Below are 15,818 nucleotides of genomic sequence, written 5' to 3'. Positions count from 1 at the left end.
GGGTGCGGGGCCGTCGTCGTCCCGGGCGTCGTCGGGCTCCGTCGTCGTCGTCCGTGGCGGTCGGTCCGGGCGACCGATCGGGTGGGACGCCCGCGACCGCGCCGGACGGGCACGGCGGAGCCCTAGGGTCGGCCCGTGCTCGCGCCGTCCTCGCCGTCCGTCACCGTGTCGTCCTGGCTCGGCGACCCGTCGTCCGTCCCCGCGCCGGTGGTGGTGGCCGCGCTCGTCGTCGTGCTGCTCGTCGCTGCTGCGGTCCTGCGCGGGCGCGGGCGCGGGCGCGGGCGCGGGCGCCGGGGTCGGCGGCCGCGACCCGGCGAGATCTGGTTCGCGTGGGTGCCGTTCGAGGACGGCGGGGGCGGCAAGGACCGTCCGGTGCTCGTCCTGCGCCGCGCCGGCCGACGGGTCGCGGTCGCGCGGTTCACGTCGCAGGACAAGGGCAGCCGCAGGGACCACGTCCGCGTCCCCGGCGGCGTCCCGGGGCTGTCACGTGACAGCTGGCTCGACCTGCGTCCGCGCACGCTGCCGCGACGCGCGTTCCGCCGGCGTGCGGGCGACGCGGGGGACGCACTGGTGTCGTGGTACGACGACGCCCGCGCGAGCGCGACGCCCTGACCCCGTCCCGTCGGACCAGCCGGGAAGTTTTCGAGGCGCCGCTGCGTTCTGGCACAATGGTCCGCTGGTCTGCGGTTCACCGGCGCGAACGGCGCGTCCGGACCCGGAGACATCCCCCCGCTAGGAGATAACCGTGAAGTCTGGCATCCACCCGGAGTACGTGCTCACCGAGGTCACCTGCACCTGCGGCGCCACGTTCACCACGAAGTCGACCGTCACCGACGGCAAGATCCACGCCGACGTCTGCAGCGCCTGCCACCCGTTCTACACGGGCAAGCAGAAGATCCTCGACACCGGTGGCCGCGTGGCCCGCTTCGAGGCCCGCTACGGCAAGAAGTCCGGCAAGTAGCTCTTCCGCCCAGCGCCGGTGCGCGGCGCGGACGACGGCCCTCCATGGTCGTGTCCGCCGCCCGCGCACCGGCGCTGTGTCGTTCCGGCCCGTCGCACCGACCCAGCAGGAGACCCGCCACCCGTGACCCCCGACGGCACCCCGCCGGCCCTCGCCCCGCTGCTCGCGGAGCACGCGGACATCGAGACGCAGCTCGCCGACCCGTCGGTGCACGCCGACGCCGGCCGGGCGCGCCGGCTCGGGCGCCGGTACGCCGAGCTGGGGCCGGTCGTGCAGGCGTACCGGGCGTGGCGCGCGGCGACGGACGACGCGGGCGCGGCGACCGAGCTGGCCGCCGAGGACCCGTCCTTCGCCGCCGAGCTGCCCGCCCTGCGCGCCGCCGCCGACGAGGCGACCGAGCGCCTGCGCCGCGTGCTCGTCCCGCGCGACCCCGACGACGGCCGCGACGTGATCCTCGAGATCAAGGCGGGGGAGGGCGGCGAGGAGTCGGCCCTGTTCGCGGGCGACCTGCTGCGCATGTACACGCGGTACGCCGAGCGCCAGGGCTGGGCCGTGCAGGTGCTCGAGGCCACGGAGTCGGACCTCGGCGGGTACAAGGACGTGCAGGTGGCCGTGAAGGCCCGGTCCGCGGGCGCGCCCGAGGACGGCGTGTGGGCGCACCTGAAGTACGAGGGCGGCGTGCACCGCGTGCAGCGCGTGCCCGTCACGGAGTCGCAGGGCCGCATCCACACGTCCGCCGCCGGCGTCATGGTCTTCCCCGAGGCCGACGACGAGGGTGACGTCGCGATCGACGCGAACGACCTGCGCATCGACGTCTACCGGTCGTCCGGGCCGGGCGGGCAGTCGGTCAACACCACCGACTCGGCGGTGCGGATCACGCACCTGCCGACGGGCATCGTCGTCTCGATGCAGAACGAGAAGTCGCAGCTGCAGAACCGCGAGCAGGCCATGCGCGTGCTGCGCGCCCGGCTGCTGGCGGCGCGCCAGGAGGAGGCGGCGGCCGCCGCGAGCGAGGCCCGCCGGTCGCAGGTGCGCACGGTCGACCGCTCCGAGCGGATCCGCACGTACAACTACCCGGAGAACCGCATCGCGGACCACCGCACCGGCTACAAGGCGTACAACCTCGACCAGGTGCTCGACGGCGACCTCGGGCCGGTCGTCGCGTCGGCCGTCGAGGCGGACGAGGCGGTGCGGCTCGCGGCGGCGGGCGCGTGAGCGGCGACGCGCCGACGGCGCCCGTGACGCTGCGCGCGTACGTCGAGGGGGCGACGCGCGTGCTGGCCGAGGCCGGCGTCGGGTCGCCCCGGCACGACGCGACCGAGCTCGCGGCGCACGCCCTCGGCCTGCCGCGCGTCGACCTCGTGCTGCCGCCCGCGCTGCCCGACGGCTTCGCGACGACGTACGCCGGCCTGGTCGAGCGCCGGCGCGCGCGCGAGCCGCTGCAGCACATCACCGGCCGCACGGCGTTCCGGCACCTGACCCTGCGGGTCGAGCCGGGCGTGTTCGTGCCGCGGCCCGAGACGGAGACGGTCGCGCAGCCGGCGGTCGACGAGGCCCGGCGCCTGCTGGCGGCGGGGCGGACGCCCGTCGTCGTCGACCTGTGCACCGGCACGGGCGCCATCGCGCTGTCGGTGGCGACCGAGGTGCCGGGCGCGCGCGTCGTCGCGGTCGACCTCTCGCCCGAGGCCGTCGACCTGACGCGGCGCAACGCCGCCGCGGTCGGCGCCACGGACGTCCGCGTGGAGCGCGCCGACGTGCGTGACCCGGACCTGCTGGCCGACCTCGCGGGCACGGTCGACGTCGTGGTCTCCAACCCGCCCTACATCCCGCCGGACGCCGTCCCGACCGACCCCGAGGTCCGCGACCACGACCCGGACCTCGCGCTGTACGGCGGCGGCGCCGACGGGCTCGACGTGCCGCGTGCCGTCGTCGCCGCGGCGGCGCGCCTCCTCGCCCCCGGCGGCCTGCTCGTCATGGAGCACGCCGAGGTCCAGGACGCCCCCGCGCGGGACGTCGCGAGCGCCACGGGGGCGTTCACGGACGTCGGCACGGCACCCGACCTGACGGGCCGGCCGCGCACGCTCGTGGCCCGGCGAGTCGCGGCGGCGGGCGTGGGAGACTCGCCCGCGTGAGCCTCATCCGGATCAAGGACGCCACCGACCCGGGCACGTGGGGGCCCGCGCTCGACGAGGCCGTGCACGCGGTCGGCCGCGGGCAGCTCGTGGTCCTGCCCACCGACACCGTCTACGGCATCGGCGCCGACGCGTTCGACCCCCGGGCCGTGCAGGCCCTGCTCGACGCGAAGGGACGCGGGCGGCAGATGCCCCCGCCGGTGCTGATCCCCGACGTCCGCACGCTCGACGGCCTCGCGACCGACGTGCCCGACGGCGTGCGCGCCCTCGCGGACGCCTTCTGGCCCGGCGGCCTGACGGTCATCGTCCGCGCGCAGCCGTCCCTCGCGTGGGACCTCGGCGAGACGCACGGCACCGTCGCCCTGCGCGTGCCGGACCACCGCGTGGCCCTCGCGCTGCTGCGCCGCACCGGCCCGCTGGCCGTCTCCAGCGCCAACCGCACGGGACGTCCCGCCGCCACCACGGCGCAGGAGGCGTACCGCCAGCTCGGTGCCCACGTCCCGGTGTTCCTCGACGGCGGCGAGGCGCCCGGCGGCGTCGCGTCGACCATCGTCGACGCGACGGGCGACGTCCTGCGGGTCGTGCGCCTGGGCGCGATCGACCTCGCGGCGCTGGCCGCGGTGGCGCCGGTCATGGCCCCCGCGCCGCCGCCCGCCGCCGACGACGCCCCCGCCACCAACGACGCCCCCGCGGCCGACGCGGCCCGCCCGGACGCCGACCCCGACGCCGCAGGCCCCGGCACCGAGCCGCAGGACGGCGGCCCCGCCGACACCCCGGAGGCCCCGGCCCGGTGAGGGTGTACTCGCTCGTCCTGCTGATCGCGGCGGTCGTCACGTACCTGCTGACGCCGCTGGCCCGGTGGTGCGCCCTGCGGTGGGGCGCCATCACGGCCGTCCGCGACCGCGACGTGCACGCCATCCCGACGCCCCGGCTCGGCGGCATGGCGATGTTCGGCGGGCTGCTGGTCGCGTTCCTCATGGCCAGCCGGCTGCCGTTCCTGTCCGGCCTGTTCGACAACCCGCGGCCCATCATCGGCATCGTCGGCGGGGCGGCGCTCGTGTGCGCGCTCGGCGTCGCCGACGACATCTGGGACCTCGACTGGCTGACCAAGCTCATGGGGCAGGTGCTCGCCGCGGGGTTCCTCGCCTGGCAGGGCGTGCTGCTGTACCAGCTGCCGATCGCCGGCGTGCTCGTGGGCTCGCCCCGCACTTGGGTGTTCGTGACGGTCGTGTCGGTCGTCGTCGCGATGAACGCCGTGAACTTCGTCGACGGGCTCGACGGCCTGGCGGCGGGCGTGCTGGCCATCGGGGGAGCGGCGTTCTTCCTCTACGCGTACCTGCTGACGCGCGGCACCAGCCAGGGCGACTACTCGAGCCTCGCGACGCTCGTGCTGGCGGTGCTCGTCGGCATCTGCGTGGGCTTCCTGCCGCACAACGCCTACCCCGCCCGCATCTTCATGGGCGACTCCGGCTCGATGCTGCTGGGCTTCGTGATGGCCGCGGCGGCGATCGTCGTGACCGGCCAGATCGACCCGCTCGCCGTGTCGGACCGCGTCTCGTTCCCCGCGTTCGTGCCCATCGTGCTGCCGCTGGCGGTCCTCGTGCTGCCGCTGCTCGACATGTCGCTCGCCATCCTGCGCCGACTCGTGCAGGGCAAGAGCCCGTTCCACCCCGACCGCCTGCACCTGCACCACCGCCTGCTCGCGCTGGGGCACTCCCACCGCCGGGCCGTGGCGATCATGTACGTGTGGACCGCCGTGCTGGCGTTCGGCGTCGCGGCGCTGGCGGTCTGGTCGACGACGACCGTGGTCGTCGCGACGGGCGTCGGCGTCGTCGTCGCCACCCTGCTCACCCTCGGCCCGCTGCGCGGGCGCACCCCGACCCCCGTGGAGGCATCCCCGTGACGACCGACCCGACCGGACCCGTCGAGCCGGCCGACCGTCCTACCGACCAGCCCGCCCACCAGCCCGCCGACCAGCCCGCCGGCCGGACGCAGGACGCCGCCCGCGCGGTCTTCCGCCGTGCGCTGCGCGACACGCTCGTGCTGCTCGGCGTGCTCGCCGTCGTCGGCGTGGGCGTCGGCGCCCTCGTCGCCGGGCTGCCCGGCGTGTGGGGCGCGCTCATCGCCGTCGGCCTGGCGCTCGTGTTCTCCGGCACGACGGTCGTCGCGATGCTGCGCACGCTCGACGCGTCGCCGAACACGATGGCGGCCGTGGTGATGGGCACGTGGCTCGCGAAGGTGCTCGTCGTGATCGTGGTGCTCGCGCTCGTGCGCGACCTCGACTTCTACTCCCGCGGCGTGCTCGCGGGCGTCCTCGCGCTCGGCGTCATCGGCTCCGCGCTGCTCGACCTGCGGGCCGTCAACGGCGGCCGCGTGCCCTACGTCGAACCCGGCGCCGCAAGCCGCTGAACGGTCACCCGGGCGGGTGCGACCGGCCCCTGGAAGGGCGTCCTGGACCGCCCGGGTGATGGGTTAGGCTTCACTCCATCCACGACGGCCAGGTGTCACCGGTGTGCCCGCGACGAGGCGGCACCGTGCATCACGACCACAGGAGACCGCTCTGTCCAGCATCGCGACGACCGTGCCGCTCGCCGCGGAAGAGGGCGGCTTCCACGCCCCCACCATCGCGGACTTCTTCCCGCACCCGTTCCTCTTCGAGGGGACGTTCGCGGAGTTCAACCGCATGCAGCTCGTCCGCATCATCGCGGCGGTCGTGCTCGTGGTCCTCATGGTCGTGGCCGCGCGCCGCGCGAAGCTCGTGCCGAGCCGCGGTCAGAACGTCGCGGAGCTCCTGCTGGACTTCGTGCGCGTCAACGTGGCCGAGGACATCATCGGCAAGGAGAAGGCGCACAAGTACGTCGCCCTCCTGACGACGATCTTCTTCGCGATCCTCGCGTTCAACATCACCGGCATCATCCCCTTCCTGAACATCGCGGGGACGTCGCTCATCGGCCTGCCGGTCATGCTCGCGCTGTGGGTGTACGTCATGTACCTCGGCGCCGGCATCCGCCACCACGGGCTGGGCGGGTTCCTCAAGACGAGCCTGTTCCCCCCGGGCGTGCCGAAGCCGCTCTACGTGCTGCTGGCGCCGGTCGAGTTCCTCACGGTCTTCATCCTGCGGCCGGCCACGCTGGCGCTGCGACTCATGGCGAACATGGTCGCCGGGCACCTGATGCTGGTGCTCTGCTTCTCCGCCACGGACTTCTTCGTCCGCTCGATGTCGGGCATGACCGTCTTCGCGGTCCCCAGCCTGCTCGGCGGGTTCGCCATCACGCTGTTCGAGGTCTTCGTCGCCGCGCTCCAGGCGTACATCTTCGTGGTCCTCACCGCCGTCTACATCAGCCTGTCCATCGCGGACGAGCACTGACACCACCGACCACCGCCGGGCTCGCGCCCGGCGGTCCCACGAGCCCCCGGCCGACCGGCCGGGGACCCAACGGAAGGAACGAGCCACCGTGGCAGACACCAGCATGATCCTCGCCGCCGCCGACGCCGTCTCCGGGAACATCGCGACCGTCGGCTACGGCCTCGCGGTGCTCGGCCCGGGTATCGGTCTGGGCATCCTCATCGGCAAGACCGTCGAGGGCATCGCGCGCCAGCCCGAGGTCGCCGGCCAGCTCCGCACCACCATGTTCATCGGTATCGGCTTCGTCGAGGTCCTCGGCCTCCTCGGCCTCATCACCGGCTTCCTCTTCACGTGAGCACGGCCGCGTTCGCGGCCGTCGTCACGGCCGCCGAGGGAGAGGCCCCGGCCGGGATCCAGCTGCTGATCCCCGCCGGGTACGACATCCTGTGGTCGATCGTCGTGCTCGTGGGCATCGCGGTGCCGTTCTACCGGTACGTCCTGCCGAAGTTCCAGGCCGTGCTGGACGAGCGCACCCGTCGCATCGAGGGCGGCATCGCCCAGGCGGAGACCGCGCAGGCCGAGGCGGCCGCCGCGCTGGCGGAGAACCAGCAGCTGCTGGCCGACGCCCGCGCCGAGGCGGCGCGCATCCGCGAGGAGGCGCGTGCCGAGGGCGGCCAGATCAAGGCCGAGGCCCGCACGCAGGCGCAGGAGGAGGCCGCGCGCATCCTCGAGAACGCGCAGCGCCAGATCGACGCCGAGCGCCAGCAGGCCGCGGTCTCGCTGCGTGCCGACGTCGGCGAGCTCGCGACGCAGCTCGCGTCGAAGATCGTCGGCGAGTCGCTCGAGGACGAGGCGCGCCGCTCGCGCGTCGTCGACCGGTTCCTCGACGACCTCGAGGCGAGCACGGCCACGAGCGCAGGCAAGGGGAGCTGATGCGCGGGACCAGCAGGGCCGCGCTGCAGGCGGCCGAGGACCGGTTCGCGCCGGTCCTGCGGGCCGCCGGCACGCAGGCCCGCACCCTCGGCGAGGAGCTGTTCGCCCTCGTCGACGCCCTCGACGCGTCGGGGTCGCTGCGGCGCACCCTGGCGGACCCGTCGAACGACGCGGACGCGCGGTCGGCCCTCGCCGGCCGGCTGCTCGGCAGCGCGGACGCCCGGACGGTGGAGATCGTCCAGGCGCTCGTGCGCTCGCGCTGGTCGGCCGACGAGGACCTCACCGAGGCCGTGGAGCGGCTCGCGTTCCTCGCGGTGCTGCACTCCGCGGAGGCGGAGGGCGTCCTCGGCACGGTCGAGGAGGAGCTGTTCACGGTCGTGCGGGCCCTCGCGGGTCAGCGCGACCTGCGCCGGAGCCTGCTCGACCCGGCCTACCCCGCGCAGGCGCGGGGTCAGCTGGCCGAGGGCGTGCTCGGCGGCGGCGGCACCCCGGTGACGCGCACGATCGTCCGTCGTGCGGCCGTGGCGCCGCGCGGACGGCAGTTCGTCGTCACGCTGCAGCACGTCGGCGACCTCGTCGCCGAGATGCGCAACCGGCAGGTGGCCACCGTCGTGACCGCCGCGCCGCTGTCCGTGGGGCAGCGCGAGCGGCTGACCGACCTCGTGGGACGTGCCCTGGGCCGCGCGGTCCAGCTCAACGTCGTCGTCGACCCGCACGTCGTCGGCGGCCTGCGCGTGCAGGCGGGACCCGACGTCATCGACGCGACCGTCCTCGCCCGACTCGCCGACGCCCGCCGGCAGCTGGCCGGCTGACACCCACGCCGGAGCACCGGCCCACGACACACCGCACGCCCGCCGCGTGCGTCAGATGAGGAGAACGTCATGGCAGAGCTGACGATCCGGCCGGAGGACATCCGCGCCGCGCTGGACAGCTTCGTGAAGTCGTACGAGCCGACGGGTGCCGCGACCGAGGAGGTCGGGCGCGTGTCGTTCGCCGCCGACGGCATCGCCCGCGTCGAGGGCCTGCCCGGTGCGATGGCCAACGAGCTGCTGAAGTTCGAGGACGGCACGCTCGGCCTGGCGCTCAACCTCGACGTGCGCGAGATCGGCGTCGTCGTGCTCGGTGAGTTCACGGGCATCGAGGAGGGCCAGGAGGTCCGCCGCACGGGTGAGGTCCTGTCGGTCGCCGTCGGCGACGGCTACCTCGGCCGCGTCGTCGACCCGCTGGGTGCGCCGATCGACGGCCTCGGTGCCATCGAGACCGAGGGCCGCCGCGCCCTCGAGCTCCAGGCGCCCGGCGTCATGGCCCGCAAGTCGGTCCACGAGCCGCTGCAGACCGGCATCAAGGCCATCGACTCGATGATCCCGATCGGTCGCGGCCAGCGTCAGCTGGTCATCGGCGACCGTCAGACCGGCAAGACGGCGATCGCGATCGACACGATCATCAACCAGAAGGCCAACTGGGAGTCGGGCGACCCGACCAAGCAGGTGCGCTGCATCTACGTCGCGATCGGCCAGAAGGGCTCGACGATCGCCTCGGTGCGCAGCGCCCTCGAGGAGGCCGGCGCGCTCGAGTACACGACCATCGTCGCGGCACCGGCGTCCGACCCGGCCGGCTTCAAGTACCTGGCCCCCTACACCGGCTCGGCCATCGGCCAGCACTGGATGTACGGCGGCAAGCACGTCCTCATCGTCTTCGACGACCTGTCGAAGCAGGCCGAGGCGTACCGCGCCGTGTCGCTGCTGCTGCGCCGCCCGCCGGGCCGCGAGGCGTACCCCGGTGACGTCTTCTACCTGCACTCCCGTCTGCTCGAGCGCTGCGCCAAGCTCTCGGACGAGCTCGGCGGCGGCTCGATGACGGGTCTGCCGTTCATCGAGACGAAGGCGAACGACGTCTCGGCGTACATCCCGACGAACGTCATCTCGATCACCGACGGGCAGATCTTCCTGCAGTCCGACCTGTTCAACGCCGACCAGCGCCCCGCGGTCGACGTCGGCATCTCGGTGTCCCGCGTCGGCGGTGCCGCGCAGGTCAAGGCGATGAAGTCGGTCTCCGGCACGCTGAAGCTCGACCTCGCGCAGTACCGCTCGCTCGAGGCGTTCGCGATGTTCGCGTCCGACCTCGACGCGGCCTCGCGTGCCCAGCTCACGCGTGGTGCCCGCCTCATGGAGCTGCTCAAGCAGGGCCAGTACCAGCCGTTCCCGGTCGAGGACCAGGTGGCGTCGATCTGGGCCGGCACCAAGGGCAAGCTCGACGACGTGCCGGTGCAGGACGTGCGCCGGTTCGAGGCCGAGATGCTCGAGCACCTGCGCCGCAACTCGGACGTCCTGACGACGATCGCGTCGACGGGCAAGCTCGACGACGCGACGGTCGACGCCCTGTCGGCCGCGATCGACGAGTTCCGGCTCGGCTTCCTGACCGCCGACGGCTCGCCGCTGGTCGGCGAGGCGGAGGACGACGCGGACGTGGACGTCGAGCAGGAGCAGATCGTCCGCCAGAAGCGAGGCTGAGCGTGGCCGGTACGCAGCGGGTCTACAAGGCGCGGATCCGGAGCACCCAGTCGCTCAAGAAGATGTTCCGCGCCCAGGAGCTCATCGCGGCCTCGCGCATCGGCAAGGCGCGCGACCGGGTGGCCATGGCGACGCCGTACTCGCGTGCGATCACGCGCGCGGTGTCGGCGGTCGCCACCCACTCGGACGTGTCGCACCCGTTCCTCGTCCAGCGCGAGGACACCAAGCGCGTCGCGGTGCTGCTGATCGCGTCGGACCGCGGCATGGCGGGCGCCTACTCGGCGAGCGTCATCCGTGAGACGGAGCGGCTGATCCAGCGGCTCGAGGGGGAGGGCAAGCAGGTCGCCCTGTACGTCTCGGGCCGTCGGGCGGTGGCCTACTACACGTTCCGCCAGCGCGAGCTGGCGGGGCAGTGGTCGGGCTTCTCGGACGCGCCGACGCCCGAGGTCGCCGACGAGATCGCGGACACGCTGCTGGACGCGTTCCAGGCGGAGCCGGCGGACGGCGGCGTGGGCGAGGTGCACCTCGTCTTCACGCGGTTCGTCAACATGGTCACGCAGCGTCCGACCGTCGTCCGGATGCTGCCGCTCGAGGTCGTCGAGGGCGTCGCGCCCGCCGGTGACCACGACGCGCTGCCGCTCTACGAGTTCGAGCCCAGCCCGGAGGAGGTGCTGGACGCGCTGCTGCCGCGGTACGTCCGCACCCGCATCTACGCGAACCTCCTCCAGGCGGCGGCGTCCGAGCTCGCGGCGCGCCAGCGCGCGATGCACACCGCGACGGACAACGCCGAGGACCTCATCCGCACCTACACGCGACTGGCCAACCAGGCGCGTCAGGGCGAGATCACGCAGGAGATCAGCGAGATCGTCTCCGGCGCCGACGCGCTCGCGTCGGCCTGAGCGACCGCCGACCCCACCCGACCGCACACCGATTCCATCCGGGCGACGGACCCGTCCGGACGAGCGAAGCGAGGCAGACATGACCGCCACCACCGTCGACGCGACGGCCGCGAACGCCGGCACGCCCGGCGTCGGCCGGGTCGCGCGGGTCATCGGGCCCGTCGTGGACATCGAGTTCCCGCCGGACCAGATCCCCGACATCTACAACGCCCTCCAGGTCGACATCGACCTGTCGACCCAGGGTGAGGGTGAGGGCACCTTCACCATGACGCTCGAGGTCGAGCAGCACCTGGGCGACTCGCTCGTGCGTGCGATCGCCCTCAAGCCGACGGACGGTCTCGTCCGCGGCGCCACGGTGCGCGACACCGGCGCGCCGATCTCGGTGCCGGTCGGTGACGTCACCAAGGGCAAGGTCTTCAACGTCATCGGCGAGGTGCTCAACCTCGCGGAGGGCGAGAAGCTCGAGATCACCGAGCGCTGGCCGATCCACCGCAAGCCCCCGGCCTTCGACCAGCTCGAGTCGAAGACGCAGATGTTCGAGACGGGCATCAAGGTCATCGACCTGCTCACGCCGTACGTGCAGGGCGGGAAGATCGGTCTGTTCGGTGGTGCGGGCGTCGGCAAGACCGTCCTCATCCAGGAGATGATCCAGCGCGTCGCGCAGAACCACGGCGGTGTGTCGGTGTTCGCCGGCGTCGGCGAGCGCACCCGTGAGGGCAACGACCTCATCGTCGAGATGGAGGAGGCGGGCGTCTTCGACAAGACCGCCCTCGTCTTCGGCCAGATGGACGAGCCGCCGGGCACGCGTCTGCGCGTCGCCCTGTCCGCGCTGACGATGGCGGAGTACTTCCGCGACGTGCAGAAGCAGGACGTGCTGCTCTTCATCGACAACATCTTCCGGTTCACGCAGGCCGGTTCCGAGGTGTCGACCCTGCTCGGCCGCATGCCCTCCGCGGTGGGCTACCAGCCGAACCTCGCCGACGAGATGGGTCTCCTCCAGGAGCGCATCACCTCGACGCGCGGCCACTCGATCACCTCGCTGCAGGCGATCTACGTGCCGGCCGACGACTACACCGACCCGGCGCCGGCAACGACGTTCGCGCACCTCGACGCGACGACCGAGCTCTCCCGCGAGATCGCGTCGCGCGGCCTGTACCCCGCCGTGGACCCGCTGGCCTCGTCGTCGCGCATCCTCGACCCGCGCTACGTGGGCCAGGAGCACTACGACGTCGCGACGCAGGTGAAGTCGATCCTGCAGCGCAACAAGGAGCTGCAGGACATCATCGCGATCCTCGGCGTCGACGAGCTGTCGGAGGAGGACAAGACGGTCGTGGCGCGTGCGCGCCGCATCCAGCAGTTCCTCTCGCAGAACACGTACATGGCCGAGAAGTTCACGGGCGTCGTCGGCTCGACGGTGCCGGTGTCCGAGACGGTCGAGGCGTTCAAGAAGATCGCCGAGGGCGAGTTCGACCACATCGCCGAGCAGGCCTTCTTCAACATCGGTGGCCTCGAGGACCTCGAGCGCAACTGGGCCCGCATCCAGAAGGAGTACGGCGTCTGACGCCTGCGGGCGAAGGACGACGTACCCACGCCGAAGGGAGCACGGTGGCACAGCTCGAGGTGGACCTCGTGGCGGCGGACGGCAAGGTCTGGTCCGGCACGGCACGGCAGGTCTCGGCCCCCGCGGCCGACGGCGACATCGGCATCCTCGCCGGGCACACGCCGATCCTGTCGGTGCTGCGGGCGGGCCCGGTCCGGGTCGTCCCCGCCGACGGCGGCGCGCCGCTGCAGTGGCACGTCGACGGCGGGTTCCTGTCCGTCGACGCCGACCAGGTGACGGTGGTCGTCGACGCGGTGACCGAGGGGTCCGCCGCGGCGGCGGCCCACTGACGACGGACGCGGGGAGGGCGGCGTGAGCGGTGCGGCATGGGCCGTCGTCGTGGGCGCCGCCCTCCTGCTCGTCCTGGGAGCCGTGCTGTGGGGCTCCCGCACCGCGGCGCTCGACCGGCGGGTCGGCTCGTTCGCGTGCGCGCTGGCGGACGGCCCGGCCGGTCCGTGGTCGCGCGGCGTCGCCCAGTACGGCGCGACGCGCCTGTACTGGTGGCGACGGGCGTCGCTGCTGCCCCGGCCGGCCCGCGTGTGGACGCGCGCCGGCATCGCCGTCCTCGAGCGTGAGGTGCTCGCCGCGGACGGCGTGCCGACCGGCGTCGTCGTGGCCCGGTGCCGCGTGACGGCCGAGCGGCACGGGACGGCGGGCGAGGTGCACCTGCGCATGTCGTCCGAGGCCTACGCCGGGTTCACCTCGTGGATCGAGGCGACGCCCTCCCGGGTCGGCACGGTCATCTGACCCGCGGCGCGGGACGCCTCCCGCCGCCACCCCCGACCGACCCGAAGGACGAGTGAGCCCGCCATGCGCCTGGTCGTCGCCGACTGCGCCGCCCGTTACACCGGCCGCCTGTCGGCCCACCTGCCCCGCGCGACGCGGCTGCTGGTGGTGAAGGCCGACGGCTCGGTGCTGCTGCACTCCGACGGCGGCTCGTACAAGCCGCTCAACTGGATGAGCCCGCCGTGCGCGATGGCCGTGACCGAGCCCGACGCGGAGCAGGCGGCCGCCGGCGTCACGCAGGTGTGGACCGTGCAGCACACCAAGTCGGACGACCGCCTGGTCGTCGAGCTCTACGGCGTCGACCACGACTCGACGCACGAGCTCGGCGTCGACCCGGGCCTCGTCAAGGACGGTGTCGAGGCGCACCTGCAGGAGCTGCTCGCGGCCCAGATCGCGCTGCTCGGCAGCGGGCACGTGCTCGTGCGCCGGGAGTACCCCACCGCCATCGGCCCGGTCGACATCCTTGCGAAGGCGCCCGACGGCGGCACCGTGGCCGTCGAGATCAAGCGGCGCGGCGACATCGACGGCGTCGAGCAGCTGACCCGCTACCTCGACCTGCTGAACCGCGACCCCCTGCTCGCCCCCGTCCGCGGCGTGTTCGCCGCGCAGGAGATCAAGCCGCAGGCGCGTGTGCTCGCCACCGACCGCGGCATCGGCTGCCTCGTCCTCGACTACGACGCGATGCGCGGGGTCGACGACGTGGACTCGCGGCTCTTCTGACGGAGCGCGGGCCCGTGGCTCGCGCGTCACCGCATCTCGCGTCCCTCGTCGCGCGGTGCACTTGAACGTGTTCAGTTGAACGTGTTCAACTATGGGCATGACGCGCCGCACCGCCACCGAGACCCGTGAGCTGATCCGCACGACGGCGCTGCGCCTGTTCGCGGAGCGCGGCTACGACGCCACCACCATGCGCCTCGTGGCCCAGGAGGCGGGCGTCGCCGTCGGCAACGCCTACCACCACGTGGCGTCCAAGGACGTGCTGGTGCAGGAGCTCTACCTCGAGGTCAACCGCGCCCACGTGGCGGTCGCGCGCGAGCGGCTGGAGCCCGGCGACCTGGGGGAGCGGCTGCGCACGACCTGGCACGCCGCGCTCGACGTCTTCGCGCCGTTCCACCGCTTCGGCGCCGAGTCGATCGGCGCGGCCGTGCGCCCGGGCTCGCCCGCCAGCCCCTTCTCGCCCGCGTCGGCGCCCAGCGCGGAGCTCGCCCGCGCCCTGCTCGCGGACGTCGTCGACGGTGCCACGCCGCGCGTGCCGACCGACCTGCGCGACGACCTCGTCGCCGCGCTCTGGCTCGTGCACCTCGGGGTCACGGCGGCCTGGGTGCACGACCCCACGCCCGACGCGCGCCGCACGCGGGAGCTCGTCGACGCCGCGGCGCCGCTGGTCTCGCGGCTCGTCCGCCTGGCACGGCTGCCCGTCGCGCACGGGGTCGCGGGCGACGTGCTCGCGCTCGTGGGCCGGTGGGCGCCGCACCCGTCCGGCGGTGCCGCGTGAGCGCGGGCGACGGGCTGACGCCCGCGGCCCTGGCGGGCGTCCAGGCGGCCGTCGCGCTGGGCGCCGCGGTGGTGCTGCCGCTCGGCCTGCGGCTGCTCGCAGACGCCGGCCTCGCCCGCGTGCCCGCCCCGCGGTCGCCGGCGTGGCCCGTCGCCGGGGCCCTGGGGGCGCTGGCGCTGCTGCTGCCGCGCGGTCCGGGCGCCGTCGCGGCGGCGGTCCCGTTCGCCGTCGCGGGGGTCGTGCTGCTCGGCGTCGCCGCCCGTGCGCTGCTCGACGCGGTGCCGGCCGCCCGGTCAGCACCCCGACGGGCGGTCCTGCCCGGACGCCTGGCGGCTGCCGTCGCACCGGGCACCGTCGCGGTCGGCGCGCTCGCCCTCGTGGCGGACCGGGCAGGGTGGGGCGTGCTCGGCTTCGACGGGGACCTCCTGCTGCTGACGGTGCCGCACATGCTGTTCGCCGGCTTCGGCGCGTGCCTCGCCGCCGGGCTCGCGGCCGCGGCCGAGGGCCTGCGCCCGTCGCGGCTGGCGCGCGCGGGCGCCGCGGGGGTCTGCGGCGGTGTGCTGGCCGTGCTCGGCGGGTACCTCGTGTCGGACGTCGCCGAGCTGGTCGGCACGGTCGTCCTCACCGGCGGCCTGTGGTGCGCGACGGCGGGCGCGTGGCGGGCCGCGCGCGTCGCGCCGTCCGGGCCGGGGACGTCCGCGGCCCCCCGCGCCGGCGGCGCGACCGCCCTCGCGGCCCTGGCGGCGGGCGCGTCCGTCGTCGCGATGCTCCTGGCGCTGTGGTGGGCGGTCGGCGAGGTGACGGACGTGCCGCACCCCGACCTGTCGTGGATGGTCGCGACCCACGGTGCGCTCAACGCGGTCGCCGTCGTCCTGGCGTCGCTCGTGGGGCTCCGGGTGCGCGACGCACCGGCGCGCGCCAGCCTCGCGGCCGACGCGGGCCGTGCGGGCCGTGCGGTCGGCGGGCCGTCGACCGCAGGAGCGGGTGCCCCACTCGACGCACCCGCCACCGACGCCGTCCCGGCCCACGCCGTAACAGGCCACGCCGTCCCGACCCACGCAGTCCCGACCGGCGCGGTCCCGACCCACGCCGTCCCGACCCACGCCGTCCCGACCTACGACGTGCCCACCGACCCGACGACCCACGGAGGCTGAGC

General features: G+C 74.2%; 19 protein-coding genes. All 19 read left to right on the top strand.

Annotated features, from left to right (window positions below; all coding sequences use genetic code 11):
• Positions 1-135 precede the first annotated feature (135 nt).
• The 19 genes from ACFUMH_RS09155 (at position 136) to ACFUMH_RS09065 (ending at position 15,816) form a co-directional block, all read left to right on the top strand.
• Positions 136-612 carry a type II toxin-antitoxin system PemK/MazF family toxin gene (locus tag ACFUMH_RS09155; protein WP_378203700.1) on the top strand — a complete coding sequence of 159 codons (477 nt, stop codon included), beginning with the start codon at positions 136-138 and terminating at the stop codon, positions 610-612.
• A gap of 133 nt (positions 613-745) precedes the next feature.
• Complete coding sequence (rpmE, locus tag ACFUMH_RS09150) at positions 746-961, top strand: 50S ribosomal protein L31 (RefSeq protein WP_378203697.1); 216 nt, start codon at positions 746-748, stop codon at positions 959-961.
• Positions 962-1,084: 123 nt separating this feature from the next.
• Positions 1,085-2,176: a peptide chain release factor 1 gene (gene prfA, locus ACFUMH_RS09145; RefSeq protein ID WP_378203695.1), complete on the top strand. Its 1,092-nt coding sequence runs from the start codon at positions 1,085-1,087 to the stop codon at positions 2,174-2,176.
• On the top strand, positions 2,173-3,093 hold the full coding sequence (gene prmC / locus ACFUMH_RS09140; protein WP_378203693.1) for a peptide chain release factor N(5)-glutamine methyltransferase: 921 nt from the start codon (positions 2,173-2,175) through the stop codon (positions 3,091-3,093). The genes prfA and prmC overlap by 4 nt, the downstream gene beginning before the upstream one ends.
• Positions 3,090-3,887 (top strand): L-threonylcarbamoyladenylate synthase, encoded by a 798-nt coding sequence (locus tag ACFUMH_RS09135; RefSeq protein WP_378203690.1) that lies wholly within the window; start codon positions 3,090-3,092, stop codon positions 3,885-3,887. Before prmC ends, ACFUMH_RS09135 begins: the two co-directional genes overlap by 4 nt.
• Positions 3,884-4,996, top strand: coding sequence for a glycosyltransferase family 4 protein (locus ACFUMH_RS09130; RefSeq protein WP_378203687.1), 1,113 nt, complete (start codon positions 3,884-3,886; stop codon positions 4,994-4,996). The genes ACFUMH_RS09135 and ACFUMH_RS09130 overlap by 4 nt, the downstream gene beginning before the upstream one ends.
• Positions 4,993-5,502 carry a hypothetical protein gene (locus ACFUMH_RS09125; RefSeq protein ID WP_378203684.1) on the top strand — a complete coding sequence of 170 codons (510 nt, stop codon included), beginning with the start codon at positions 4,993-4,995 and terminating at the stop codon, positions 5,500-5,502. The genes ACFUMH_RS09130 and ACFUMH_RS09125 overlap by 4 nt, the downstream gene beginning before the upstream one ends.
• Before the next feature lie 172 nt (positions 5,503-5,674).
• Positions 5,675-6,460, top strand: a complete 786-nt coding sequence (gene atpB / locus ACFUMH_RS09120; protein WP_378203682.1) for a F0F1 ATP synthase subunit A — start codon at positions 5,675-5,677, stop codon at positions 6,458-6,460.
• A 103-nt stretch (positions 6,461-6,563) separates the two neighbouring features.
• Positions 6,564-6,794 (top strand): ATP synthase F0 subunit C, encoded by a 231-nt coding sequence (gene atpE, locus ACFUMH_RS09115; RefSeq protein ID WP_089803054.1) that lies wholly within the window; start codon positions 6,564-6,566, stop codon positions 6,792-6,794.
• A complete protein-coding gene (locus tag ACFUMH_RS09110; RefSeq protein WP_378203679.1) occupies positions 6,791-7,372 on the top strand; it encodes a F0F1 ATP synthase subunit B in 582 nt (193 codons plus the stop codon). The genes atpE and ACFUMH_RS09110 overlap by 4 nt, the downstream gene beginning before the upstream one ends.
• The gene (locus ACFUMH_RS09105; protein ID WP_378203676.1) at positions 7,372-8,184 is read left to right on the top strand and encodes a F0F1 ATP synthase subunit delta; all 813 of its coding nucleotides are present in this window, start codon (positions 7,372-7,374) and stop codon (positions 8,182-8,184) included. Before ACFUMH_RS09110 ends, ACFUMH_RS09105 begins: the two co-directional genes overlap by 1 nt.
• Before the next feature lie 69 nt (positions 8,185-8,253).
• Positions 8,254-9,882: a F0F1 ATP synthase subunit alpha gene (gene atpA / locus ACFUMH_RS09100; RefSeq protein ID WP_378203673.1), complete on the top strand. Its 1,629-nt coding sequence runs from the start codon at positions 8,254-8,256 to the stop codon at positions 9,880-9,882.
• Between the two features lie 2 nt (positions 9,883-9,884).
• Positions 9,885-10,781 carry a F0F1 ATP synthase subunit gamma gene (locus tag ACFUMH_RS09095; protein WP_378203671.1) on the top strand — a complete coding sequence of 299 codons (897 nt, stop codon included), beginning with the start codon at positions 9,885-9,887 and terminating at the stop codon, positions 10,779-10,781.
• Between the two features lie 79 nt (positions 10,782-10,860).
• The gene (gene atpD, locus ACFUMH_RS09090; protein WP_378203668.1) at positions 10,861-12,342 is read left to right on the top strand and encodes a F0F1 ATP synthase subunit beta; all 1,482 of its coding nucleotides are present in this window, start codon (positions 10,861-10,863) and stop codon (positions 12,340-12,342) included.
• A gap of 44 nt (positions 12,343-12,386) precedes the next feature.
• Positions 12,387-12,671 (top strand): F0F1 ATP synthase subunit epsilon, encoded by a 285-nt coding sequence (locus ACFUMH_RS09085; protein WP_378203667.1) that lies wholly within the window; start codon positions 12,387-12,389, stop codon positions 12,669-12,671.
• 22 nt (positions 12,672-12,693) lie between these two features.
• Positions 12,694-13,128: a DUF2550 family protein gene (locus ACFUMH_RS09080; protein ID WP_378203664.1), complete on the top strand. Its 435-nt coding sequence runs from the start codon at positions 12,694-12,696 to the stop codon at positions 13,126-13,128.
• A gap of 63 nt (positions 13,129-13,191) precedes the next feature.
• Entirely contained in the window at positions 13,192-13,887 is a 696-nt protein-coding gene (nucS, locus tag ACFUMH_RS09075; protein ID WP_378203661.1) for an endonuclease NucS, read from the top strand.
• 97 nt (positions 13,888-13,984) lie between these two features.
• Positions 13,985-14,662: a TetR family transcriptional regulator gene (locus tag ACFUMH_RS09070; protein WP_378203658.1), complete on the top strand. Its 678-nt coding sequence runs from the start codon at positions 13,985-13,987 to the stop codon at positions 14,660-14,662.
• Positions 14,659-15,816 carry a YndJ family transporter gene (locus tag ACFUMH_RS09065; protein WP_378203655.1) on the top strand — a complete coding sequence of 386 codons (1,158 nt, stop codon included), beginning with the start codon at positions 14,659-14,661 and terminating at the stop codon, positions 15,814-15,816. The genes ACFUMH_RS09070 and ACFUMH_RS09065 overlap by 4 nt, the downstream gene beginning before the upstream one ends.
• The last annotated feature ends 2 nt before the right edge of the window (positions 15,817-15,818 follow it).

The organism is Cellulomonas sp. NPDC057328 (assembly GCF_042667215.1).
Classification (GTDB): domain Bacteria; phylum Actinomycetota; class Actinomycetes; order Actinomycetales; family Cellulomonadaceae; genus Cellulomonas.
This window is presented reverse-complemented; position numbering and strand designations above follow the sequence as displayed.

Excerpts from the sequence above, each read along its gene's own strand:
- atpE (WP_089803054.1), top strand. The coding sequence starts at position 6,564 with ATGATCCTCGCCGCCGCCGACGCCGTCTCCGGGAACATCGCGACCGTC.
- ACFUMH_RS09105 (WP_378203676.1), top strand. The coding sequence starts at position 7,372 with ATGCGCGGGACCAGCAGGGCCGCGCTGCAGGCGGCCGAGGACCGGTTC.
- atpA (WP_378203673.1), top strand. The coding sequence starts at position 8,254 with ATGGCAGAGCTGACGATCCGGCCGGAGGACATCCGCGCCGCGCTGGAC.
- atpD (WP_378203668.1), top strand. The coding sequence starts at position 10,861 with ATGACCGCCACCACCGTCGACGCGACGGCCGCGAACGCCGGCACGCCC.
- nucS (WP_378203661.1), top strand. The coding sequence starts at position 13,192 with ATGCGCCTGGTCGTCGCCGACTGCGCCGCCCGTTACACCGGCCGCCTG.
- ACFUMH_RS09070 (WP_378203658.1), top strand. The coding sequence starts at position 13,985 with ATGACGCGCCGCACCGCCACCGAGACCCGTGAGCTGATCCGCACGACG.